This window comes from Marseilla massiliensis, from assembly GCF_023336985.1.
GTDB classification, from domain to species: Bacteria; Bacteroidota; Bacteroidia; order Bacteroidales; family Bacteroidaceae; genus Prevotella; species Prevotella intestinigallinarum.
This window is the reverse complement of sequence record NZ_JAMBLP010000014.1, coordinates 50,434-74,341: the sequence shown is the minus strand read 5'-3', so window position 1 is coordinate 74,341 and position 23,908 is coordinate 50,434. Positions and strand designations below refer to the sequence as shown.

General features: G+C 57.0%; 17 protein-coding genes. 11 read left to right on the top strand and 6 right to left on the bottom strand.

Annotation, left to right across the window (positions count from 1 at the left end; genetic code table 11):
* Positions 1-365 precede the first annotated feature (365 nt).
* From M3089_RS10575 to M3089_RS10565, 3 genes are all read left to right on the top strand, one after another.
* Positions 366-1,142, top strand: a complete 777-nt coding sequence (locus M3089_RS10575; RefSeq protein WP_249083990.1) for a dihydroorotate dehydrogenase electron transfer subunit — start codon at positions 366-368, stop codon at positions 1,140-1,142.
* A complete protein-coding gene (locus tag M3089_RS10570) occupies positions 1,130-2,041 on the top strand; it encodes a dihydroorotate dehydrogenase (protein ID WP_205109959.1) in 912 nt (303 codons plus the stop codon). The genes M3089_RS10575 and M3089_RS10570 overlap by 13 nt, the downstream gene beginning before the upstream one ends.
* Positions 2,042-2,567: 526 nt before the next feature.
* The gene (locus tag M3089_RS10565) at positions 2,568-6,668 is read left to right on the top strand and encodes an autotransporter-associated beta strand repeat-containing protein (RefSeq protein ID WP_249083988.1); all 4,101 of its coding nucleotides are present in this window, start codon (positions 2,568-2,570) and stop codon (positions 6,666-6,668) included.
* Positions 6,669-6,997: 329 nt separating this feature from the next.
* Here M3089_RS10565 and M3089_RS10560 read toward each other — a convergent pair whose 3' ends face one another.
* A complete protein-coding gene (locus M3089_RS10560) occupies positions 6,998-7,876 on the bottom strand; it encodes a tetratricopeptide repeat protein (RefSeq protein WP_249083985.1) in 879 nt (292 codons plus the stop codon).
* 156 nt (positions 7,877-8,032) lie between these two features.
* Here M3089_RS10560 and M3089_RS10555 point away from each other — a divergent pair, with 156 nt between their 5' ends.
* Both M3089_RS10555 and M3089_RS10550 read left to right on the top strand, forming a co-directional pair.
* On the top strand, positions 8,033-8,620 hold the full coding sequence (locus M3089_RS10555; protein WP_205109948.1) for a helix-turn-helix domain-containing protein: 588 nt from the start codon (positions 8,033-8,035) through the stop codon (positions 8,618-8,620).
* 435 nt (positions 8,621-9,055) lie between these two features.
* Positions 9,056-11,011, top strand: coding sequence for a heavy metal translocating P-type ATPase (locus M3089_RS10550; RefSeq protein ID WP_249083983.1), 1,956 nt, complete (start codon positions 9,056-9,058; stop codon positions 11,009-11,011).
* Here M3089_RS10550 and M3089_RS10545 read toward each other — a convergent pair.
* Genes M3089_RS10545 through M3089_RS10535 form a run of 3 tightly spaced genes read right to left on the bottom strand, consistent with a single transcriptional unit; the run spans position 10,980 to position 13,660 of the window.
* A complete protein-coding gene (locus M3089_RS10545) occupies positions 10,980-11,651 on the bottom strand; it encodes a hypothetical protein (RefSeq protein WP_249083981.1) in 672 nt (223 codons plus the stop codon). The two genes, M3089_RS10550 and M3089_RS10545, sit on opposite strands and share 32 nt — an antisense overlap.
* Before the next feature lie 9 nt (positions 11,652-11,660).
* Positions 11,661-13,067: a C1 family peptidase gene (locus M3089_RS10540; protein ID WP_249083979.1), complete on the bottom strand. Its 1,407-nt coding sequence runs from the start codon at positions 13,065-13,067 to the stop codon at positions 11,661-11,663.
* Positions 13,068-13,111: 44 nt separating this feature from the next.
* A complete protein-coding gene (locus M3089_RS10535) occupies positions 13,112-13,660 on the bottom strand; it encodes an NUDIX hydrolase (protein WP_249083976.1) in 549 nt (182 codons plus the stop codon).
* Between the two features lie 201 nt (positions 13,661-13,861).
* Between M3089_RS10535 and M3089_RS10530 the strand changes: the two genes are divergently transcribed.
* Positions 13,862-14,449 (top strand): outer membrane beta-barrel protein, encoded by a 588-nt coding sequence (locus M3089_RS10530; RefSeq protein ID WP_249083971.1) that lies wholly within the window; start codon positions 13,862-13,864, stop codon positions 14,447-14,449.
* 401 nt (positions 14,450-14,850) lie between these two features.
* Here M3089_RS10530 and M3089_RS10525 read toward each other — a convergent pair whose 3' ends face one another.
* Both M3089_RS10525 and M3089_RS10520 read right to left on the bottom strand, forming a co-directional pair.
* Positions 14,851-17,058: a S8 family serine peptidase gene (locus M3089_RS10525; protein WP_249083969.1), complete on the bottom strand. Its 2,208-nt coding sequence runs from the start codon at positions 17,056-17,058 to the stop codon at positions 14,851-14,853.
* 129 nt (positions 17,059-17,187) lie between these two features.
* Positions 17,188-17,595, bottom strand: coding sequence for a hypothetical protein (locus tag M3089_RS10520; protein WP_249083967.1), 408 nt, complete (start codon positions 17,593-17,595; stop codon positions 17,188-17,190).
* A 289-nt stretch (positions 17,596-17,884) separates the two neighbouring features.
* On the opposite strand from M3089_RS10520, the gene M3089_RS10515 reads away from it, so the two are divergent.
* The 5 genes from M3089_RS10515 to M3089_RS10495 all read left to right on the top strand — a co-directional run bounded on the left by M3089_RS10515 (position 17,885) and on the right by M3089_RS10495 (position 23,837).
* On the top strand, positions 17,885-18,511 hold the full coding sequence (locus M3089_RS10515) for an FKBP-type peptidyl-prolyl cis-trans isomerase (RefSeq protein ID WP_249083966.1): 627 nt from the start codon (positions 17,885-17,887) through the stop codon (positions 18,509-18,511).
* Between the two features lie 154 nt (positions 18,512-18,665).
* Positions 18,666-19,742: a chorismate synthase gene (gene aroC / locus M3089_RS10510; RefSeq protein WP_249083964.1), complete on the top strand. Its 1,077-nt coding sequence runs from the start codon at positions 18,666-18,668 to the stop codon at positions 19,740-19,742.
* Between the two features lie 913 nt (positions 19,743-20,655).
* On the top strand, positions 20,656-21,498 hold the full coding sequence (locus M3089_RS10505) for a prephenate dehydratase (RefSeq protein ID WP_205109932.1): 843 nt from the start codon (positions 20,656-20,658) through the stop codon (positions 21,496-21,498).
* Positions 21,479-22,675: a pyridoxal phosphate-dependent aminotransferase gene (locus M3089_RS10500; protein WP_205109930.1), complete on the top strand. Its 1,197-nt coding sequence runs from the start codon at positions 21,479-21,481 to the stop codon at positions 22,673-22,675. The genes M3089_RS10505 and M3089_RS10500 overlap by 20 nt, the downstream gene beginning before the upstream one ends.
* 97 nt (positions 22,676-22,772) lie before the next feature.
* Positions 22,773-23,837: a bifunctional 3-deoxy-7-phosphoheptulonate synthase/chorismate mutase type II gene (locus M3089_RS10495; protein ID WP_249083963.1), complete on the top strand. Its 1,065-nt coding sequence runs from the start codon at positions 22,773-22,775 to the stop codon at positions 23,835-23,837.
* The last annotated feature ends 71 nt before the right edge of the window (positions 23,838-23,908 follow it).

Sequence of the window (23,908 nt, the reverse complement as noted above, 5' to 3'; positions counted from 1 at the left end):
TCCCGAGCGGCGGCCTTTGGCACCGTGAGCCTTGCTTGCGGGCAAATGGCGCTTGCCGGTTGCTGTCGCATTTGGCCAAATGCAGTGGCGTAGTAACTGCCGTTGGACGCATTGTTCATTTTTTCGTTGGTCTTAGGGTTTTGTGTCCTTAAAAAGTTGTATCTTTGCAATGCGATAACAGCTTGGCTCATCCCGATGGCTGTGGCGTGGCTGTTTCAGAGTGTGGTTGTGCGCAACTGCATTCAGTTATGTTAGGGGTCTATTAATTGTTCCGCTTTGCCCCCGCTTTCAGGCAGGGTCGGCAGACAAGCTCCGTAAGTGTAACCATGGCAGGGGATTAATAGTCTCTGCCCGTAAAGACAGACATGAAGAAGTACGTTCTTGACCTTACGGTTAGCGCCGTAGAAAGGATTAATGAGAAGTATGTCCTCATACGGCTTGCCGACGACAAGCCGTTGCCGGACATGTTGCCCGGCCAGTTTGTCGAAGTCCGCGTTGACAATTCGCCAACGACGTTTCTTCGGCGTCCTATCTCCATCAGTTTCGTCGACCGCAGCCGCAACGAGCTATGGCTGCTTGTGGCTGCCATAGGCGACGGCACGCGCGCCATGGCCTCGTTGGCGGTGGGCAGCCGCCTCAATTGCCTGCTGCCGTTGGGCAACGGGTTTACCATGCCTTCGTCGGCGTCAGAGCGGGTGTTGCTTGTCGGCGGCGGTGTCGGTGTCGCCCCTTTGCTTTATATGGGTGCCGAGATGCGCCGTTGCGGTTGCGAGCCCACCTTCTTGTTGGGTGCCCGCCGGTCGGCCGACCTCTTGCTGCTCGACCATTTCCGGCGTTACGGCCGCGTGTTTGTCACCACCGAGGATGGCTCGGCGGGCGAGCGGGGCTTTGTCACCAACCATTCTGTTTTGCAGTCAGAGCATTTCGACCGCATACAGACCTGCGGGCCGAAACCCATGATGGTGGCCGTGGCCCGCTATGCCGCGGCGGCGGACATCGACTGCGAAGCCTCGCTTGAAAACATGATGGCGTGTGGCGTCGGCGCTTGTCTTTGTTGCGTAGAGAAGACCACCGAGGGCAATTTGTGTGTGTGCAAGGAAGGTCCGGTGTTTAATATCAATAAACTGTTATGGCTGAACTGAAAGTCAAGATAAACAACTTAGAGTTGAAAAACCCCGTGATGACCGCTTCGGGCACGTTCGGATACGGCATCGAGTTTGCCGACTTCATTCCGCTCGACGGCCTCGGGGGCATCATTGTAAAGGGAACCACGTTAAGGCCTCGCGAGGGAAACGACTATCCGCGCATGGCCGAGACGGCTTCGGGAATGCTCAATTGCGTGGGCCTGCAGAACAAAGGCGTCGATTATTTCTGTGAGCATATATATCCGCAAATAAAGGATATAGACACCAATATGATAGTCAACGTCAGCGGCTCGTCGCCCGACGACTATGCCGAGTGCGCCTCGCGCATCGACGCCCTCGACCGCATCCCGGCCATAGAGCTCAACATCTCGTGCCCCAATGTGCATGATGGCGGAATGGCTTTCGGCGTTACGTGCGCCGGTGCAGCCAGTGTGGTGCGTGCAGTGCGCCGCCGTTATTCGAAGACGCTCATCGTCAAGCTGTCGCCCAACGTCACCGACGTGGCCGACATTGCCCGTGCCTGCGAGGCCGAGGGAGCCGACAGTGTGTCGCTTATCAACACGCTCATGGGCATGTCCATCGACATTGAGCGGCGATGCTCGCGCCTTAGCATAGGCACCGGCGGCCTCAGCGGCCCGGCGGTCAAGCCAGTTGCCGTGCGCATGGTGTGGCAGGTGGCCCGTGCGGTGGGCATCCCGGTCATCGGCCTCGGGGGCATAATGACAGCTGCCGACGCCATAGAGTTCATCATGGCCGGGGCAACGGCGGTGCAGATAGGCACGGCCAATTTCATCGATCCTACGGTGACAATCAAGGTGCGCGACGGCATCGACAGCTGGCTTGATGCCCACGGGTGCAGGTCGGTGGCAGAAATCATCGGTGCCGCCTGCCACTGAAGCCCACCGCTGTTAGCTTTCAGATGTGTGCCCGCCTCGTCGCCTGCCCGCCGTTTGTTGCCGGCAGGCGATGGGGCGGGGTGTTTATCCCGGCTGTTTGACCACGCCCTTGTTGCCTGATGATGTCGGGCAAACGGCATTGAAGCTTTTTCCGCCTTCACTCTTGGGCAGCATGATGTTGGCTTGATGGGTGTTTGGCCTATCAGCATCCGGCTGTAAGACGTTGCCAACCTGTTGGGTTGTACGACTTTACATACCCGTGTCGAGGCCGTATTGTTGCCTTATGCGCCGCTATGTCACCATTGCTTCCAGCGTTTGCTTGCCATGCCACTCGTGAAGCGCCATGCCGTGAGGTCGGGTTTGTGGCCGCATGGCTTTTCAATGCCGTTTTTACGGCCCGGCCGGGTGCTGTTTGCATGCTTCGTTTTATGCTTTTTTTCATTGAATTTTGATGCTGGTGTTTCACGGCCCGTGGTTTTTCATTACCTTTGTCACAATTATCAATTCGCTTAAAACTATATTATTCATGAACACAAAGACAACTAACCTGTTACTGGGCTTGTTGCTTACTGGCAGCAGCCTTAGTGTCAGTGCTCAGCAGTTGGCCTTTCCTGGTGCCCAGGGCTGGGGGCGTTTTGCCACCGGAGGGCGCGCGGGCGAGGTTTACCATGTTACAAACCTCAACGACAGTGGCACGGGTTCGCTGCGCGATGCCATCAGCAAGCCAAACCGAATCATCGTTTTCGACGTGTCGGGAGTTATCAACATTGACAGCCGTCTGGTTTTCAAAAACAATCTCTACGTGGCCGGACAGACTGCTCCGGGCGAGGGAATAACCGTCTATGGCAACGGAGTGTCGTTTTCGGGGGCCAGCAACATCATCGTGCGATACGTGAGATTCCGCATGGGCAGCGGCGGCGACTCCGGGAAAGACTGCGCCGGCATAGCCAACGGAACGAACATGATATTCGACCATTGTTCGTTTTCGTGGGGATTGGACGAGACGTTCTCCATCAATCCCGACGGCAAAGGAACCGACCCGAAGGACATAACCATATCGAATTGCATCATGGGCCAGGGTCTGCTGCAGCACTCGGCAGGCGGACTTATGCAGGCCGACAACATCACACTCTACCGTAATCTGTATTGCGACAACTCAACCCGGAACAACAAAGTGAAGGGAATACAGCAGTATGTCAACAATATTGTATACAACTGGTCTAACGGTTGCTACCTCATGGGAGGCGACTCGCAGGGCCAGTCGTATGTCAACGTCACCAACAACCTGTTCATCAACGGCCCGTCGGGTGGGGGCAACTCCATCACCAGCGGCAACTCAGACTTCCATATCTATGCCACCGACAACTGGCAGGACCGCAACCGCAACGGCGTTTACGACCCGTATGAGATTCCGCGTGACGAGTATACAGGCGGACCGACGTTTGAGGAAGAGCCGTTTGCTTACCCAGAGCTCGACACTTGGACTGCCAACGAGCTTGTAGACAAGCTGCTGCCCGATGTCGGTGCAACGCTTCCATACCGCGACATGGTAGACTTCTATATGGTTCATCAGGTCAAGTCGTTCGGAACGGAGGGCGCTTTGATTTCTACCGAAGAGCAGTTGCCGTTCGGGGTTCCGTCGTCTTGGGCTCTCAAGGAGTTTGACAAGCCGGTTGATACCGACGGCGATGGCATGCCCGACGACTGGGAGCAGGCCAACGGCACAGACCCGTCGAAGGACGACGCCATGGAGATTGCGGCCAACGGATACGCCAACATCGAGAACTACGTGAACAGTCTGACCAAGGACAACCGTCCGTTATTCCTCCGTACGCCTGTGATGGTGTCCGCGACAGAGTCGTCTTCAACGGGCATCACCATCGGTTGGTCTGACTATACCGAAGGCGAAGATGGCTTCATCGTTGAGCAGAAGGATGGCGAATCGTGGAAGGAGATAGCCCGTGTGGCAGCCGAAACAGAGACGTTTGCTGTCGATGGGCTCACCGCCGGGACGTCATATCAGTTCCGCTTGTGCGCCTTCAAGGGCGACCAGCGTTCCGATTACGCCGAGCTTGAGGCAAAGACAAAGCCAGAGCCTGTCGAGATGGTCGACTGCGAGACCTTTGTCGGCGACGAGAACAACTGGCTCATAGCCCCCGCCGAAGACTCTGTGGTCACACTTGAAGGCTCTGTCGAGAAGGAGGCCGTGGTAGTGCGCACCGATGCCGATGTGACTATCACAGGCGAAGGCTCGCTCGACGGCACGGCATCGCTCAACAAGACGTGGGCCGGCAAGCTCACCGTCGAGACGCTCAACGGCTACACCGGCCAGACAGTGCTGCACAACGGGGTGTTCTCTTTCAACACCCTGAAGGACGGAGGAGAGAAGAGTGCCATCGGAGCATCGTACGAATTCGCCCAGAACTGGATATGGGACGGCGGCGTGTGGAACTATACCGGGCCGTCGACCAGCACCAACCGCAGCGCCATGATATACAAAGACACAGAGTTCAACATTGAGAATGAATCTACGGTGGGCATGTCTGGCAGCATTGAAGGCGACGCAAACCTCACCATCAGCGGCAATGGCACGGTTGAACCGGCATCGCCCGACTTCTTCAAATACAACGGAAACACTGTGCTCAAAGACGGCGGCACGCTCAATCTCACCTATGTCAAGCAATTGGCAGACAAGGCCGTGTATCTCGACGAGGCCGATGTCATGCAGTCGCTTGTGATGGCCGGCGGCAACTTCAAGGTTGAAAACGGCAACGGGCTCAACCTTACTTACTGGTTCCCGATAGAGGTCAAGGAGGGCACATACTCCACTTTCGCCATCAACAAGAACGCAACGCTCAAGAACGACGTTACCGGTACCGGCACGCTCGAATACAGAATACCTTACGTTCGTGAGTATCTTGAGGGCGACTGGACAAAGTTCTACGGCACGCTTGTGGCCAACGGAGTGGGCACCGAGAAAGACGGCAGCCAGCTGATGTTCCAGAAAGGGTTCAAGGGAATGCCCAACACGAGGGTCTACCTCAAGGGCAATGCGCGCGTGGTTTGCTGGAATACCAACGACGAACAGTATATTGGCGGACTCAACGGCGACAAGGGCACATATCTGAGCGCTTCGTCGAAGAACACCACCAACGCCAAGATGATATGGCATGTGGGCGGTGCCAACTCCGACGAGACCTTCAATGGTGTGATTGACAACAAGACCTCGGCCAACAAAGACGCCAACACGTCTATCGTCAAGGAAGGTTCTGGCATCTGGCGCCTCAACGGCAACAATGTGTACAAGGGCACGACGACGGTCAACGGAGGTTCGCTCGTGGTCAACGGCAAGAACTCCGGCACTGGCAATTACACCGTCAACGCCGATGCCACGCTTGCCGGCGAAGGCACGGTGGGCGGTGCTGTCACACTGAAAGAGGGGGCCATAATAGAGGGCGGCGACACTGTTGTCGACCGCAACATTGGTCTTACGCTCGACAAGTCGCTCACGCTCGAGGGCGGGGCCATCGTAAATGTGAAGGCAAACCGGACCGAGAGCAATACCATTTATACCGCAGGGGCGGTCAACCTGGGTGAGGGCGCCATACTTCAGATAAACGGTGGCGTCATCGATGAGGCTCCGTATGACAAGACTGAGTATCATGTGTTCACATCGAGCAACCTCAGCGTGAACGGTACGTTTGCCGAGATACAGCCGGCAACGCCCGGCGAAGGGCAGACATGGGACACGTCGAATCTCTATACCGAAGGCATACTGCGTGTTGTTGGCGGTGAGGCCAACCCCAATCCGGGCGAGGGCGGCGAGGAGAACCCCGACGTACAGGAGTACCGCAAGTGGGATTTCACAGCATGGAGCGACGCCACGCAGACAAACCTTGAGGCCGAAGCAAGCCAGTATACCTCGGAGCCTTGGCCGGAGAAGGGCACCGAAACAGGATGGCGCCGCTATGAGAAAGACGGTGGGCCGACCGAGACCGACGGACTGAAAGCCCCGAACACCATCTATTGGTATGGCAGCAAGATTAGCGAACCAGCGGTACTCAAGGCCAACGGCGTTGTAATACCAGAGACCGAAGGGCTGCTTTTCAACAATGTGACCAGCCTCAACAACACCGTGGCCATAGCCATCGACTATCCCAATACGAGCATCGGCACGTACTCGGGAGGCTCATACCTGTGGCTCAACGGCAGCGACATACAGTTTACAATACCCGGTGTTCAGCCCGGACAGAAGATTCTGATGGAAGTTGAGTCGCACAAGAGCAGCGAGGGCCGTGGCGTAAAGCTCTCTGTAGACGGAGAGGAGATAGGAAGCTGTGAGCCCAAGGGCAAGACTTCGTTTGAGTGGACTGTGCCCCTCAACCTTGGCACTGAGCTTGTCGATGTGCTCGTGTCTACATCGGCTGGGTGCCACATCTACCTCATCGAGGTGGGCAACTCCGACCTCATCAGCACCGGCATTGCCAGTTTCGAGGCCGATGGAGGCGTGCTCAAGAGCAACGTTTACACTACCGGCGGTGTGCTCGTGCGCAAGGCGGGCGACACATTGAAGGGCTTGGCAAAAGGTGTTTATATCATTGGCGACAAGAAGTTTGTAGTCGACTGACGGCCTTGCCTCATTGACTGATGTACGGCGGCATCCGGCTTTAATCCGGGTGCCGCCGTTTTGTTTTGTCAGTTCGGTGGTGTGGAAAAACAGCCTTGGCATTTCCCAGCCAGTCCTCCCAAGCCACGTTGCCTTATGTTTTTTGATATACATGAAGCCGCCTCACCCCATACACAAAAGGTTACTGTAGGGGTGAGGCGGCAGTTGGTTGCGTCTTTCAGCTTGTCATAGCCGGACGAACCGCCGGGCAATGCTTTGCCAAAGGCAGCCCATGGCGGTGCCCACGGCGTGGTGGCGGTGGCGGCATTGCGGTTTTCGGCGCGACCGTATTACAGTCCGAGCGGGTTGATGTTTCTGTAGGCTTGCCTTGTTCTTTGCTCAATGCCTTCGGCAGAATACTCACCGTTGACGGCTTCCATGTCCTTTGGTTCCAGTTCCATGGAGTGTTGTGCGTCTTCCTTGGCGCCAGCCATGTCGCCCTTCTCATATCTTAGCGCCCCCCGCTCCTTGAAGGCGTCGATGCAGAACGGGTTGGCGTCTATCACCCTTCCGTAGGCCTCGATGGCTGCGTCGGCGTTGCCCTTGGCCCGTTCTATTCTCGCTTTGAGCATCAGCACGTCTTCATTTGTGGCGTAGTCGGCCAAGAGATGCGTGCAGTCGCCGTCGGCACCGCTTGCATCGCCCATTTTCAGCAGTGTCTGTCCGCGCAGAAGGTAGGCCTCGGCCATGTCGTCTTTCAGCGTGATGGCTTTGGTAAGCATGGCTATTGCGTTTATCATGTCTTCCTGCCCGATGCAGGCTTGCGCGTAAAGATAGTGGGCCCGGGCGTTCTGGTTGTCAATGAGCAGGGCCCGTTCGCAGGCTTGCGCCATGGCCGTATAGTTTTCCATCATGTGCGCCACCTGCGCCATCTGTATGAATATGGCTGTGTTTTCAGGTTCGGCAGCGGCCAGAGTCTCCAGCTGCTCGTAGGCTTCGGCCAACTGGCCGGTGCGTATGAGCGATTGCGCCAGGTAGTCGCGCACCTCAAGGTCTTCGCGTATCTTGAGCGCTTCTTTGTAGCATTTCACTGCATAGTCGTGCTGTCCCATCTTGGCCGCCTTCACTCCGTCGTATTTGAACATGTCAAACTTGCGGGTCTCGTCGGCCTTTTGTTTCTGTTCGGGTGTCTCTTCGCTGCCACCGAATAAAGCTTTGAAAAAGTTCATGTCGTAAATAGTACCGTTGGTTTTTTATGGCAAAAATACGTATTTATTTTGAAAAGGCAATGCCATCAACTTTATTTTCGCGGCTTTTTGTTACTTTTGCAGTCAACAACGGCGCATGGCCCGGCGTTGCGGTGTGCCGTTAGCGTTTTTTTGTTTATGTCAGATACTACATTATATATAAAGAACATGGTGTGCGACAGGTGCCGCATGGCGGTAGCCAACCTGCTATCGGGCATGGGCGTCAGGCCCCTGTCGGTAGAGCTGGGGGTGGTTACAGTGGCCGGCAGCTTGCCCCCCGGGCTCCGCGCTGAGCTGTCGGAGGCGCTCGGCAGGCTTGGTTTTGAACTGCTTGGCGACCCTCGGGAGCAGACTGTCGACCGCATACGCACGGCCATCATCCATCTGGTGCATTATCGCGGCGGGCTGCCCGACGTGAACCTCTCGGCTTACCTGTCCGCTCGCCTGGGTTCCGACTACAGCGCTTTGAGCAAGCTTTTCTCCGAGGTGACGGGCGTTACCATCGAGCGCTACTTCATATTGCAGCGTGTGGAGCGGGTTAAGGAACTGCTGTTTTATGGCGAAAAGTCGCTGGCCGAGATTGCATTGGAGCTCAATTATTCGAGTGCCGCTTACCTGAGCACGCAGTTCAAGGCTGTCACGGGCATGACGCCGTCGCAGTTCAAGGCCAGCAAGGGAAGCGGTTTGCGGGCTATCGATGATGTGGGGCGTGGGCAGCAAGGCTGAGGCCGGGGCATGATGTCACACCGCAATGTGTAAGTTTTTTTGCCGTTAGTGCCCCGCCGGCGCAACAGCCTGTGCCCCAGTGGGTTGGCGGCAACATCGCAACGCTTTCCAAAACAGCCCGTCTGGATGGCCCGTATGGGCCGTTCGGTTGCGCCGTTCGGCCTGTTTTGAGTTGCAAAACGGCCCTTGTTGCAACGCCGCAAGTCAAATGTCAAATTTGTTTTGCATTCCCGCCTGTCTGTGGGTCGGTCTTCTTGCCCGCCAAAGGGGGCATTCCATAAACTTGTAATTCTTTTCCATCATTCCGTAACAAGGCAACGGTTTATTTTCGTTAATTTCGCAACCAGAAAGCTGCCGCGCGCCCATTGCCTTTGCTAAAAGCCGTGGGGCGATGGCGCTGGCAACTGTAATTGACAATATAACGAAAGGACTGAAATGGAAAAAAAGACAATTGCCGTTCTCGGCATGATGTGTGCCGGGTGTTCGGCCAACGTAGAGCGCAAGCTGCGTTCGCTCGACGGGGTGGCCTCGGCCGCCGTAAACCTGCCTTCGAGAACCGCCCTCGTTGAGTACGACCCGCAGCGCATCACGCTCGAACGTATGAAAGAAGAGCTTGGGGCCATTGGATATGATATGGTGATTGAGGAAGACCGCAACGTAGAGGCCATCGAACGCCGTGGCTATGTGTTGCTGCGCCGCCGCGTGATTGCCTCGTGGCTGTTTGCCGTGGCCACCATGTGCCTGTCTATGGGGTGGGTGAGCGTTGGCGGAACCGACGCCGCCAACCAGCTGATGATGGTCATCTCGCTGCTCAACCTTGTATATTGCGGGCGCCAGTTCTACGCCACCGCATGGCGCCAGGCGCTGCACGCATCGGCCGGCATGGACACCCTTGTGGCCATGAGCACCTGCGTTTCGTTTCTGCTCAGCGTGTTCAACACTTTCTGGGGCGACGCTTTCTGGGGCTCGCGCGGCATAGAGTGGCATACGTATTATGACGCCTCGGTGATGATTGTCACCTTTGTGCTCTCGGGAAGGCTCATGGAAGAGCGTGCCAAGAAGGGCACGGCCTCGGCCATAAGGGCGCTGATGGGGCTTGCGCCGAAGACGGCCCACCTGGTAGACGGCGGCATTGTGGCCGACGCCCCCATTTCCGCGTTGCAGCCGGGCGACACCGTCGAGGTGCGCGCAGGCGAGAAAGTGCCTGTCGACGGCACCGTGGTCGGTGGCGAGGCACGCATCGACGAGAGCATGATAAGCGGCGAGCCGGAGCCCGTGGCCAAGGCTAAGGGAGCGCGGGTGCTGGCCGGAACGGTGGTGCGCGAGGGCTTGTTCCGATTCAAGGCCGAGGCCGTGGGGTCAAAGACGGTGCTTGCCAACATCATAAAGATGGTGCAGGAGGCCCAAGGTTCCAAGGCTCCGGTGCAGCGGGTTGTCGACCGCATTGCGCTCATATTTGTGCCGACGGTGCTGGCCATAGCCGTGGTTACGCTTGTGGTGTGGCTCGCCGTGGGTGGCATGGCCATGATGCCGCGTGCCATTCTCTCGGCCGTCTCGGTGCTGGTGATAGCCTGCCCGTGCGCCATGGGGCTTGCCACGCCAACCGCCCTGATGGTGGGCATAGGCAAGGCTGCCCGACTAGGCATACTGATAAAAGACGCCACGGCCCTGGAAAACCTGCGCAAGGTAGACGCGATGGTGGTCGACAAGACCGGCACACTGACCATCATATCTGATGGCGGATGTCAGCCCGATACCCGCGATGGCGGCGGTGGCGGCGAGGATGGTGGCCGAGTGTCGGCCGGTGCACACAGCTACGACCCGCAGCTGGAAAGCCGCGAGACGCTGAAACCCCACGCACGCGAGGCCATCGAGGAACTTAAGGCAGAGGGAATAAGCATATACATGATGAGCGGCGACACCGAAGAGGCAGCCGCCTACTGGGCGGCAAAGGCCGGAATAGGGCACTATCGCAGCAAGGTGATGCCGCAAGACAAGGAAGACTTGGTAAGGAAATTGCAGTCGGAGGGCCGCAAGGTGGCCATGGTGGGCGACGGCATCAATGACAGCCAGGCCCTTGCTGCCGCCGATGTGAGCATTGCCATGGGCAAGGGAACGGACATTGCGATGGACGTTGCGCAGGTGACGCTCATGGGAACCGACCTGCGCCGCATACCCGAGGCCATAAGGCTGTCACGCAAGACGGTTGGCATGATTCGCCAAAACCTCTTTTGGGCGTTCATATATAATGTGGTTTGCATACCGATGGCTGCCGGGGCGCTTTATGGCGTGGTCGATTTCCAGATCACGCCGATGTGGGCCAGCGCGCTGATGGCCATGAGCAGCGTCAGCGTTGTGCTCAATAGCCTGCGCCTGAAGTACGTGGCGTAGGCATGAATCTGTGGGCGTCGGGCACCCGCTGGTGCCAAACGCTGACCCCGATGCTGAACGACCGGTTGACGTTGTAACGCACTTCAGCCCCTATCTTGTCGCCGAAGTCGCCCATGTAATACAGTGGCATGGGCATCTTCGGCGTCATTATCGACTTCTGTCCGAAGAGATACGCTTCCCAATGTTCGTTGAAGCGGTAGCCCAGCACGGCCGTAAGGCCTGCGTCGTTGAACTGGGCCGGGCCCCAGTTGAAGTGTGAGTAGTAGCCGCCGAAGGCCAGCGATAGCCTTGGGGCCAGTTCGGTGGCGTACATCATTGCCACGCTTTGGGCGAAAACCGAGCCCGCGTTGTCGCCCAGGCCCACCGTGGCCGACAGCGACAATGAGGCGTTAAGCCCGTTGTGCAGGCTCCAGTCGTTCCACCCTCCGAACGGTCCCCACAGCGTGTAGCGCGATATTGTGCCGCGCTCTGTCAGCTGTGGCAGTGCCAGGCTGTCCGTCGTGCTCATCGCCACGGCCTCGGGCTGGGCCTCCAAGCGATGCTCTGGTTGCGCGGGCAGCGGCTTTTCTATTGTCTCCTGCGCGCTTGCAGTGAGCGCGCAGGAGATAAGTGCAAGTGCAAAGAGTTTCTTTTTGCCCATAGTTTATGTTTATTTGTCTTCGGCAAAGAGCGGGTCTTCGGGCATTACCATTATGGGTTCTTGCTCGCTCAGCTTCAATATCTTTGCCGGAACGTACTTCTTGTTGACCACCAGGCGGAACATATATTCGCGGAACCATGTGTCCGACATTATCAGATACCCCTTTTGCTGGCTCCACTCAGCGCCCCAGCTGTTTTCCACCTTCCATTTCTTTGCCTTGCCGTTGCTGTCCAGGTCGACTGCGGTAAGGGTCATGGCGTGGGTCGATCCGCTGTCGTACGTGCTTATGCGGGCCGCCTTGTCCATGCCGAAAGTGGTGCCCATGAGCGATGCGTAGTCATAGTTGGCAGGGTCGGCATAGCCGCGTTTGCGGTCGAGGAACTTGCCCACGTCGTATGAACTGTACAGTTTGCGCCCGTCTTTGAGCGACGCTATGGCCATCTGCTCTATGTCGTCCATGGGCAGGTTGATGTATTTCCAGTTGTGGCCGTCGTATGTGTGGCGGTCATACTCAACCTCGTAGGTCTTGTAGTAGGGCCTGCGCGGGTCGTTCATCGCCATGATGAACGTGCCGTTGATGGGCCCGCCGACCACCTCTTTGTAGAATTCGAGTGGCGTGTATGTCTTTGACTGTCCCACCGTGCGGCCTTCCTTGTTCTTGACGGCATAGCTGAAGCTGGCTGGGGGCTCGCCTATTGTAAGCGAGAGTATATGGTATATGGTGCCGAGCATGCCCTTCTTGGCTGTCTCTATGTCTTTGGACGACTTCCCTTCGGCCACCATCTTGCGCAGTTCCAGGCCGTATTCGCGCAGCTTTGAGGCCACTATAGACGCCATGCGGCTGGTGTTGTCGCTTGAAAAGGTCTCGGGCATCACTTCTTTCGGCACGAGCCCGTACTTGTCGGCAAGGTCTGCCACTCCGCAGAAGGTGCCTCCGTCGCTTATCGGGTTCTTGAAGAAGAACTGAACGCGCGTGTCGTCCATCGGCTTGTCGGCGTTGTCGGTCACTCCTTGCAGGAAGAGGTTGGCTTTCTCCAGCTGGTCGTAGAAGAAGAGATAGGCCTGCGAGAACTCCACCCTTAGCGAGTCGGTGCGCTGGGCGAAGGCCGACCTGAGCACGTTCATGCCGCTGAACATCCAGCACCGGCCCGACTGTTGCTGGTCGGTGATGCTCTGTGCGGGCGTCTCAACGCTGAAGTAGGTGTCTATTGCGCCTGCATTGGCATGGTTGCGGGCCAGTGTCTCGATAGAGTTGGCGGCAATGGCGTTGGCCAATGCGCGGTCGCTTGTGGTCATTTTCTGGCTGCTGCGTATCTCGTCGAGCATTGACTTGGATATGCCTCCCGCCTTGTTCTGGGCGTTTGCCGGGGCAGCCAGAGCTATTGCCACGGCGAAGAATAGTTGTTTTTTGTTCATTGTCGTATAATAAATAATGTGGTTCGTTGGCATTGGCGGCGCTGTCATGGGTTTTCGGCGAAGTACCGCCACAGTGGCGCGGCCATGAGCGCTTGCTTTATTTCCCCCTGTTCGAGCATGCGGCGCATCTCTTCGCGGCTAACCAAGCATACTTCTATGTCTTCCGTCGGGTCAAGGTGCTGGCTTTCGATGCGCTCCACTCCGGTGGCCACGAAGCAGTGGGTGACGTTTGTCACGGTGCTGGCATTGGGCGAGACGACCATTGTTTCGCGCCACGTGCCGCCCCCGAAGCCCGTCTCCTCCATCAGTTCGCGGCGTGCGGCGGCCTCGGGCTGCTCGCCCTGCTCCATCACTCCGGCCACTATCTCGTGGCATGTCTGACCTATGCCGTGGCGGTATTGCCTGACAAGCACAAACATTCCTTCGGCTGTGATGGCGATGACGTTGATCCAGTCGGGGTATTCCAAAACATAATATTCATCGTTGACGGTGCCGTCGGGCAGTTCTACCGTGTCGCGCCGTGCCGTCAGCCACGGTCTGCGAATGATGTAGTCGCTCTTTATGGTGCGCCATTTCATGTCACGTTTGTCCATAAGTTGTTGTCGGTTATTGATTTTCAAAGTTAGTCAAATATCGCGAAACGGGCAAGCAAAACCGGCATTTTAAACATTCCTTAAAGCAATTGAAGCAATAAAAACATATTGTATGAAAAAATATTTAAATTAAATTTTGTCGATAAAAATAACTTGTTTATCTTTGCATCACACTTATACATTCAACAAATAGTTTAGATTATGAAGAAAGTAATGATGATGGTTGCGCTTTTGGTTGCAACAGTTGCAGCAAGTGCACAGGTTTATGTAGGAGGCGGAATCGGCATCGGTTCAAGCAAGGATGCCCATGCCGAGGGCGTGGATGTTGATGCTAAGACAACGTTTTACATTACTCCTGAGATAGGTTATAACCTCAGCGACAACTTGGCAGTTGGCATAGGGCTGGGCTACAACCACTCTAAGAAAGGTGATTTCAAGACCAACGGTTTCTCCATCGAGCCTTATGCGCGTTGGACTTTCGTCAAGTGGGAGCGCGCGAGCCTGTTCCTTGATGGCGGGATTGGCTATGCTACCAGCAAGCAGGAGACTTCGACAGACTTGGGCAACGGCAAGACTGCGTCTGTGGAGACCAAGAACAGCAGCTTCTACATTGGCATTCGTCCGGGTGTTAAGGTGAACCTTACTGGCAAGCTGGCCCTCATCACAAAGGTGGGATGGTTAGGCTACAAGTGCATCATGCCCGACGGTGATGGCATGAAGAATGGTTCTGAGTTCGGCTTTGAGCTCAACGGCGAGGATCTTTCGTTCGGTTTGCAGTACACATTCTGACGTAAGCAAGTTTATTTGATACGTGCCCGGGCTTTCAGTCCGGGCTTTTTTGTTTCAATGGTTACGTCGGCCGTGTGGGGTAGGGTGTGTTGTCGGGCGGTGAACGGGCGTGGCGTTTTCCTTGTACTGGCCGCATGTCCGTACTGTCCGCAAGTTTTGCAATGCCCGAACGGGCCGTTTTACAGTCCAATACGGCCCGTTCGGGCTTGCAATATGGCTCATTTGGCGCAGCAAAACGGTATGTTTTGCAACGTGTTGACAATCAGATGGTTGGCTGGCGCCTGCCGGACGGCAATGGCGACTTGCCTTTGCAAGTCAGTTGCAGCGCCCTACTGGTAAGGCGTCGGTGGGCTATGGTGCGTTGCCGTTGGCTGAGGTGGCAGCCGCGTCGGGCCCGTCGCTCATCGCCTTACAAGTATCGACCCGCTCACGCCTGGCTCTTCGCTGTTTGCCTGCAGGGCGTAAATGCCGTGGGGCAGTGAGGATACGTCGATGCTGAACGTGTTTGTCTGCCCGGCATCCAGCGTGTGCTCCATCACCGATTGGCCGTTGATGGCGAACAGCCGCAGGCTTATTCGTCTCGCCGGGGCTTTGTCGAGGCATAGCTTTAGCATTCCTTCGGGGGATATGGCTGCACGCAGGCGAGCAGGCGAATTTGTGGCCAGGCCTTCAATGTCGTCGATGCCGAGCAGGTAGAGCAGCCCGTGGTGAGTGTCAATCTCGCCGTGGCCGTATTGGTTGTTGGGATAGTCGAGCCCGTCCTCCGGGCGGCGGTACGTACGGCTGAGCACGTCTTTGACATCGGCCGGCGTCAGCCGTGGGCACGCCTGCAGCCACAGCGCTATTGCCCCGGCAACAACCGGGGTGGCCATAGATGTGCCGGTGTTTGAGTTCCAGGCGTAAGTGCGCCCATTGAAGCCGAAGCGGGCCACGTCGGAGCGTATGTCCGATGCCTCGGGATTGCTCTCTTCATAGTAGCTGCTGTATGCCGACACGATGTTGTCGCCCGGTGTCATGGCGTCGGGCTTGGTCAATCCGTCAATCGTGGGGCCCACAGAAGAGTAGTATGAGCGCACCCCGTCGTTGCGGCCGGGCTGGCTGTAGTCGAAGTATTGGCCTTGGTAGTTGGTGAATCCCGTGCGGTGGATGGTGGCGCCTACGGCCACAACAGCCCCGAAGCATGCCGGTGCGTGTATGTTGTGGCTCGTTTCGGCGTCGGCCGGGGCGCCCTCAGCCATGCCGTTGATAAACATCGCGGGCGAATAGCACCGCAGCGATGCGTCGGTTGCGGCCCCGCTCACCGTCACGGCCAGCACCCCGGCAGAGCTGAGCGGCGTGTCGCATGCGATAGCCACGTGGTAGATGCTGTCGCGGGTGGCCGTGGCCGCGGCGTAACGCTCTATGGTGGCCGTGCATCCATGGCTGCCGTTGCCGAGCCTGATGCTTACCACGGTGGCGGAGTCGGGCCGGCATTGCCATGAACCAACGGTGGTGGTGTCGTTGGCGGGGCTTCCGCAGGATATGAAATTGAGGCAGAACGGGCCGTTGGCCTCGACGAAGAAGCCGGCCTGGTTTTCTTGGCTGTATAGGCAGGAGCCGGCTTCGGGCCTGCCGGCAGGCTTGTCTACATAGTTGAGGTAGACCGACTCATTGCCTGCCGAGGCTACGATGATGCGCCCCGGGCCGGTCAGTCGTTCGAGATATCGGCTGTAGAGACTGTCCGAGCGGTTGTATTCCGGCACCGAGCCTTCGCTGAACGATGCCACGCAGGGCATCCCGCGTGTGGCTGCATAGTCGAAGATGTACTTGAAACCGAGCGCGTCGGTGGCCGATGTATACTTGTATGTGTCGTCGGGGGCAATCAGGTTGAGGTCGTTGCTTACGGCGTTGCTCACCAGGCAGAGGTCGCTCTCGTATGCCATTCCGCGGTATGGCGAGTCGTAACCGCTGCCAGCCGCAATGCCGGCGGTGTGGGTGCCGTGCGTCTGTTGCAGCCCGTCGGTTGAGTGGCCTTTGCCAATGATGGCGTCGGTGCCCCTGTATTCGCGCCCCACGGGCAAGCGGCTTGTGTCCGTCTCGGGGTCAAGCTGGTCCCAGAATGCGCTTATGCGGTACTTGGTGGCGGTGGAGTCGTAGAACGTAGGGTGGGTAACGTCAAAGCCGATGTCCATCACTCCGACCACAACGCCGTCGCCGGTGTATGCCTGTGGCAGCCACAGGCCATCGTATACTGGCGTGGCCCCGACCAGCGTTGCCGTGGTGTCCATCGACGCGCGGCACGGTCGTGAAGCCTCGATGCGCCTTACGCAGGCAGCCGACGCAAGCGACTCGAGCCGGCCGACAGGCACGGTCACGATGTAAATGTCTTCACTCCTGTCGTAGACACGGCAACCGTTGGCTGCCAGTATGCTGTCGGCCGCAGTGGTGTCTATGCTCACAAAGGCCGTCATGAGCATTTGGCCGTCTCCCGGAGCAGCCTTTTTCTTTGTTTTCGACATGGCTGCCGCCTCCCTCACATAGGCCGACATCTTGTCGGTCACAGCCTGTATGGCCACCGCCTGCAATGCTGCCCACCATGCGGCAAGCATTGCGATGAATATCTTTCTCATGCTTGTAATCTTGTGGTTGCTGCTGCAAAAGAAGCAAAAAAAGCTGAGACAGGCAAGCAAAATGCAAAAAAGAGCCGCCACAATCCAGGCTGTGGCGGCTCTCTTCGTTATTTCTTTTCACTGTGCGGCCTATTTTTCCAATCCGCGGTTTGCCAGTGTTGTGTTGATCAATGTTTGGTACTTGTCAAACTGTTCGGGCGTCAGGACGTAGCTCATGTACTTCATGTCTTTCTCAACGGCGCTGTCCATGAGGGCCTTGCGGTTGGCTTTGTCGGCCTCGGCCGCCGTCTTCAGGTCGCCGCGGAAAATGCGGTTGAGCGCCTCTACGCTGTTCATCTGGTCGAGGGTGAGCCCGAGTGTCTCGCCCAGTCGGCGCAGGTTGTAGCTGATGTCGTACGAGGCTGTGCTGTCGGCTTTGGCCGTTGTGGCGCTCGTTGCGGCTGTGTTGGCTCCGGCTGCGTCCATTCCGTTCTTGTCTCCTGCAAATGTCATGGTCATGCTGAGCAGTGCCACGACTGTTAAATACAATCTTTTCATCTTTGTTACCCTTTCTTTTTTACTTAAATTACTACTTACTTAAACTCTGGCCGGTCAGTTTTCTGTGTTCTCTCTTTATCGATTTTCCACCGCAAAGATACGCCGAAATACGGTCAAAGCAATGGAATTTGCTTGTTGTGTGCGCAAACAGCCGTTTTAATTGATACAAGTCAAATAAGTGAAAGGATAACGGTTTTTTAATGGTTTCGCATTAACAATGGCCTTATGCGTTTGTTTTCGAAATAAAATGAGTAACTTTGCAAGCAGTATCAAACCACATATCAAGATAATGGACAAACCACAGAACAAGTACATTGCCGTTGCTTACAAGCTTTACACGGCAGAAAACGGAGAGAGCAATTTGGTGGAAGAGGCAACCGAAGAGCGCCCCTTCCAGTTTATCAGCGGTTTCGGGGTAACCCTCGATGCCTTTGAGAAAGAGATAGCCGGGCTGGAGCCGGGAGCCGAGTTTGACTTTGAGCTGACCAAGGACGAGGCATACGGCGACTACGAAGAGGCCCACGTGCTCGACTTGGACCGCGAGATGTTTTGCATCAACGGCCATTTTGACCACGAGCATATATTCAAGGATGCAGTAGTTCCGCTGCAGAATGCCGACGGCAACCGCTTTTTCGGGCGCGTGCTCGACATCAGCGACGACAAGGTGAAGATGGATCTGAACCACCCGCTGGCCGGTCAGACGCTGCAGTTCAAGGGCCGTGTGCTCGAAAGCCGCGAGGCAACCAACGACGAGATACAGGCCATGATCAACCGCCTGAGCGGTGAGGGATGCGGTTGTGGCTGCGGCAGCTGTGGCGGAGACTGCGGAGACGGCTGTGGCGACGGCTGCGGCGAGCACGGCCATCACCATCATGGCGACAATGGCGGTTGCTGCGGAGGCCACTGCCACTCATGAGCCAAGGGCTTGGACGAATGTGACGGGGGTGGCCGTCGGCGGCCACTGCATGGCGAGGCCGGCCTTTAGGCAGGCCCTCTTGCCGTGAGTGACGGCCAGCATCCACCCCCGGCTGCCCTCAGTATCTTACATTTCACTTTTAAACATTACTATGATGCGCAATACTTTTGGCAATGTTTTCACGCTGACATCATTCGGCGAAAGCCATGGCGAGGCCGTGGGCGGTGTGATAGACGGCATGCCTGCCGGCATAGAGATAGACAAAGAGTTTATCCAGCATGAGCTTGAGCGCCGCCGCCCGGGGCAGAGCGCCCTGACAACGAGCCGCAAAGAGCCAGACCAAGTCGAGCTGCTCAGCGGGGTGTTTGAGGGCAAGTCGACCGGCGCCCCCATCGGTTTCGTGGTCAGGAACACCAATCACCACTCGCAAGACTATGAGAACTTGCGATGCCTGTTTAGGCCGTCGCATGCCGATTACACATATTATAATAAGTATGGGCTGCGTGACCATCGTGGCGGGGGGCGTTCGTCGGCCCGCATAACCATAAGCCGCTGCGTGGGCGGAGCCCTGGCCAAGCTGGCGCTGCGGCAGGTGGGAGTGAGCATTGCTGCCTATACGTCGCAGGTGGGCGACATCTGCACAGACCCCGACTACCGCCGTTACGACATTGCCGCCGCCGAGACCAATCCCGTGCGCTGCCCCGACAGCGAGGCGGCCGCGCAGATGGAGCAGCTCATAAGGAAGGTGAAGGCCGTCGGCGACACCATCGGCGGCGTTGTCACCTGCGTCATCAAAGGCTGTCCGCCGGGCCTGGGCGAACCCGAGTTTGGCAAGCTCCACGCGGCGCTCGGGGCGGCCATGCTTAGCATCAATGCCGTGAAAGGCTTTGAATATGGCGAAGGTTTTGCCGGTGTTACGGCGAGAGGCTCGCAGCAGAACGACGTGTTTGTCAACCGCGGCGGGCGCATTGCCACGGCAACCAATCACAGCGGCGGCATACAGGGCGGCATAAGCAATGGCGAGGACATTTACTTCAGGGTGGCGTTCAAGCCTGTGGCCACGGTGCTGATGGAGCAGCAGACCGTAGACATGGGCGGCGAGCCTACGCGGTTCACGGCCCGCGGGCGCCACGACTCGTGTGTTGTGCCGCGTGCGGTGCCCGTGGTCGAGGCCATGGCGGCCATGACGCTGCTCGACTATTACCTCATGGCCAAGACAGTGAGGCTGTAGCCTCGGCTTGAGGTGGGCCTCAGGCCCGTGAGGAATGGGCCGTAGCCATTTGTGCAGGGGCGCTTGCCGTTGTGGGCGTACACCGAATTTTGATTCAAAAAACATAGCAAAATGCTTGCTAATTTCGCAAAACGTTCGTATCTTTGCATACGTAATATCATGGATTTGGGAAAATCCAGATACGACATTAGTTAAGTCTAGTTTAGTTTTTGTGTTGGTTGAGGGCGGTCGGAAGGGCTGCCCTCATTTTTTGTGTGGCGTTTTCTGCGGCATGGCGGCAGCCCCGTCCCATGCCTCCGGGCGCGTTGCCGGCCCTGAAAGTTTACCGTAACATTGTTTTACATATTCCGTTTGGCTGAGGCAGCTGCATTGAACACCGTTGCGAAACAGGCCGTTCCGTATTGCCAAAAGGCCCGTATTGCATTGTGAAACGGGCCGTTCGGCACCTCGATACGGCCCGGATTGCAAGCCGCTGGCGCTCAGGTGGTTGGGCGGCAGGGCAATGGCGGTAATGCTTTATTACAAAAGTGCGTAGGCAGCAAGGGGCAGCCCCATTGCCTGCCACTGTTGTTGCAGCATGCCCCGGCGGTGAAGGCTGCCTTTGGCATGGCGTCTGATAAAATGTGAAGTCGACAATAAAAAACTTTCGATTTATTTGTATAGTTCGCAAAAATGTTATACTTTTGCAGGCAGATAAACTACAAACGAATAGTCATGAGTAAGTTGAACGCATCTTTTTACTACTTTTTTTATTTTTACTTTGCAAGGAATTGTGAAGCGGGAAGTTGCGTGTAAATTTCAACTTATGGCAAGATAAAACCAATGAAGGTTTACAGTCAGAATCCCGCTCCATCGACGATGAGGCGGGATTTCTCGTAAGATACGTAATGAAACAAAACATCATAGACACAAAATGAAGAGAGTAGCAATACAAGGATTCGTAGGGTCGTTCCACGACATAGCGGCTCATCAGTACTTCAACGGCGAACAACTGCAGCTTGTTTGCTGCGCAACGTTCGAAGAAGTGTTTGATAACTTGGCCAAAGACCCCACGATGATTGGCATGACGGCAATAGAAAACACCATCGCCGGCAGCCTGCTGCACAACTACGAGCTGTTGCGCGAATCAGGGCTAACGGTGGTTGGCGAGCACAAGCTGCACATCTCGCACTGCATCTGTTGCCTGCCCGACGACTCGTGGGAGACGATAAGCGAGGTCCACTCGCACCCGGTGGCCCTCATGCAATGCCGCCAGTTCCTGTCGGGCCATGCCGACCTGAAGGTGGTTGAGTGTGAAGACACGGCCGGCGCGGCCAAGGACATCGCCGTGGCAGCACGTCGCGGGTGTGCCGCTATATGCAGTTCGTCGGCTGCCCACATCTATGGCATGAAGGTGTTGGAAGACCATATCGAGGACAACAAGCACAACTTCACGCGCTTCCTCGTGTCGTGCAATCCCGGCAAGGCCGATTTCCTGCGCCCGCTCGAGAAGGCCAACAAGGCCAGCCTTGTCTTTGCGCTGCCCCACGAGGAAGGTTCGCTGTCGCAGGTGCTTAGCATCTTGTCGTTCTACAAGATAAACCTGACCAAGATTCAGTCGCTTCCCATCATCGGGCACGAATGGGAATATCTTTTCTACGTGGATGTCACGTATGATAACCTGACGCGATACAGGCAGAGCATCGATGCGATAACGCCGTTGACAAGGGAACTAAAAATATTGGGAGAGTATCAAGATGGAAAGCAATCAGCATAAAGGCATACAGCCGGCCGAGCGGCTCGGGCACGTAAGCGAATATTATTTCAGCCGCAAGTTGAAAGAAGTGGCACGCCTCAACGCCGAGGGGAAAGACATAATAAGCCTCGCGATAGGCAGCCCCGACATGCCTCCGTCGGAGCAGACGGTGGCCAAGCTGTGCGAGGTGGCGCGCCAGCCGGGCGCCCACGGCTACCAGCCCACGATGGGTACGCCCGAGCTCCGGCGGGCCATGGCGGGCTTCTACCGCCGCTGGTATGGCGTGGAGCTCGACCCCGAGACCGAAATACTGCCGCTGATAGGCAGCAAGGAGGGCATACTCCACGTTACACTGGCCTTCGTCAACCCCGGCGACGAGGTGCTTGTGCCCAACCCCGGCTATCCCACTTACACCTCGCTGAGCAAGATTCTCGGGGCGAAGGTGGTGAATTACGACCTCAACGAGGCCGACGGGTGGCAGCCCGACTTCGACAGTCTGGAGCGCATGGACCTCAGCCGGGTAAGGCTCATGTGGACAAACTATCCCAACATGCCCACCGGGGGCAACGCCCGCATGCAGACATACGAGCGGCTCGTGAGGTTCGCACGCGAGCATTCGATTGTCGTGGTCAACGACAACCCGTATTCCTTCATACTCAACGACCACCCCATGTCGCTTCTGCAGGTGCCGGGGGCAAAGGAATGCTGCATCGAGTTCAACTCTATGTCGAAGAGCCACAACATGCCCGGGTGGCGCGTGGGGCAGTGCTCGTCGAACGCAACGTTCATAAGCTGGATCCTGAAGGTGAAGAGCAACATCGACAGCGGAACGTTCAGGGGCATCCAGCTGGCCGCCGCCGAGGCTTACGCCAACGATGCCGAGTGGCACAGGCAGGCTAACGTCGAGACTTACAGGCGCCGCCGGGTGTATGCCGAGAAGATAATGGCGGCGCTGGGATGCACGTTCGACAGTTCGCAGGTGGGCATGTTCCTGTGGGGGCGCATACCCGATGTGTACCAGGATGCCGAGGAGCTAACTGAGATGGTGCTGCATGAGGCGCGTGTGTTCATCACGCCCGGCTTCATATTCGGCTCAAACGGAAGGCGGTACATACGCATATCGCTTTGCGCCAAAGACGAGAAGCTGCAGGAAGCGCTGTGCAGAATAGAGCAGATGGTGGCCGGGCGGCCACGCTGAGCCGGCACCGCAACAGGGCGATGGGCGCATGGATGCGGCATGGCCCGGGCGGCAGTGCCGAAAAGGATAAAACGAACAATAAAATGAAATAACGACTATGGAACTTGAATTAGAACCGTTGAGACTCCCCAGCGACACCGAGCGGCCCTTCGTCATTGCCGGCCCGTGTTCGGCGGAGACAGAAGAACAAGTGATGGAAACGGCCAGGCTGCTGGCCATGAAGGGATGCCGCATGTTTAGGGCGGGGGTGTGGAAGCCCCGCACAAAGCCCGGAGGGTTTGAAGGCAACGGCGAGAAGGCCCTGCCGTGGCTCGTGCGCGTAAAGCAGGAGACGGGCATGCTCGTGGCCACCGAAGTGGCTACGCCGGAGCATATCGAGCTTGCCTTGAAGTACGGGATAGACATACTGTGGGTCGGGGCGCGCACTTCGGCAAACCCGTTTGCCATGCAGGCCATGGCCGACGTGCTCAAGGGAGTGGACATACCCGTATTTGTGAAGAACCCGGTAAACCCCGACCTGGAGCTGTGGATAGGCGCGATGGAGCGCATCAACCAAGCCGGGATAAAGCGGATGGCCGCTGTTCACCGCGGATTTTCGAGCTATGACAAGAAGATATACCGCAACCTGCCCATGTGGCAGATTCCCATCGAACTGCACCGGCGCATACCTGAGCTGCCCATGATATGCGACCCGAGCCACATAGGCGGCCGCCGCGAGTTGATAGCGCCGCTGTGCCAGCAGGCTCTCGACCTCGGTTTCGACGGCCTTCTCATCGAAAGCCACTGCGATCCCGACAAGGCTTGGAGCGACGCCAAGCAGCAGGTGACGCCCGATGTGCTCGACTACATACTCAGCCTGCTTGTCGTTCGCAGCGAGACAAACACGACAGAGGGCATCGCTGTGCTGCGTAAGCAGATTGACGAGATAGACAACCAGCTCATGGAACTGCTTGCCAAGCGCATGCGTGTGTGCCGCGAGATAGGCCAGTATAAGAAAGAGCACAACATGACGGTGCTTCAGTCGGCACGCTATAGCGAGATTCTTGACAAGCGCGGGGCACAGGGCTCGCTGTGCGGCATGAGCCCCGAGTTTGCAACAAATGTGTTTGAGCTTATCCATGGCGAGTCGGTAAGGCAGCAGATGGAGATAATTAACAAGTAGGCAGCGCCCATGCAGGGGCTCCGGTTGGTGTGTTCCGGTGGTGCACCGTGGCGTGGCTGTTATCGCGCCGG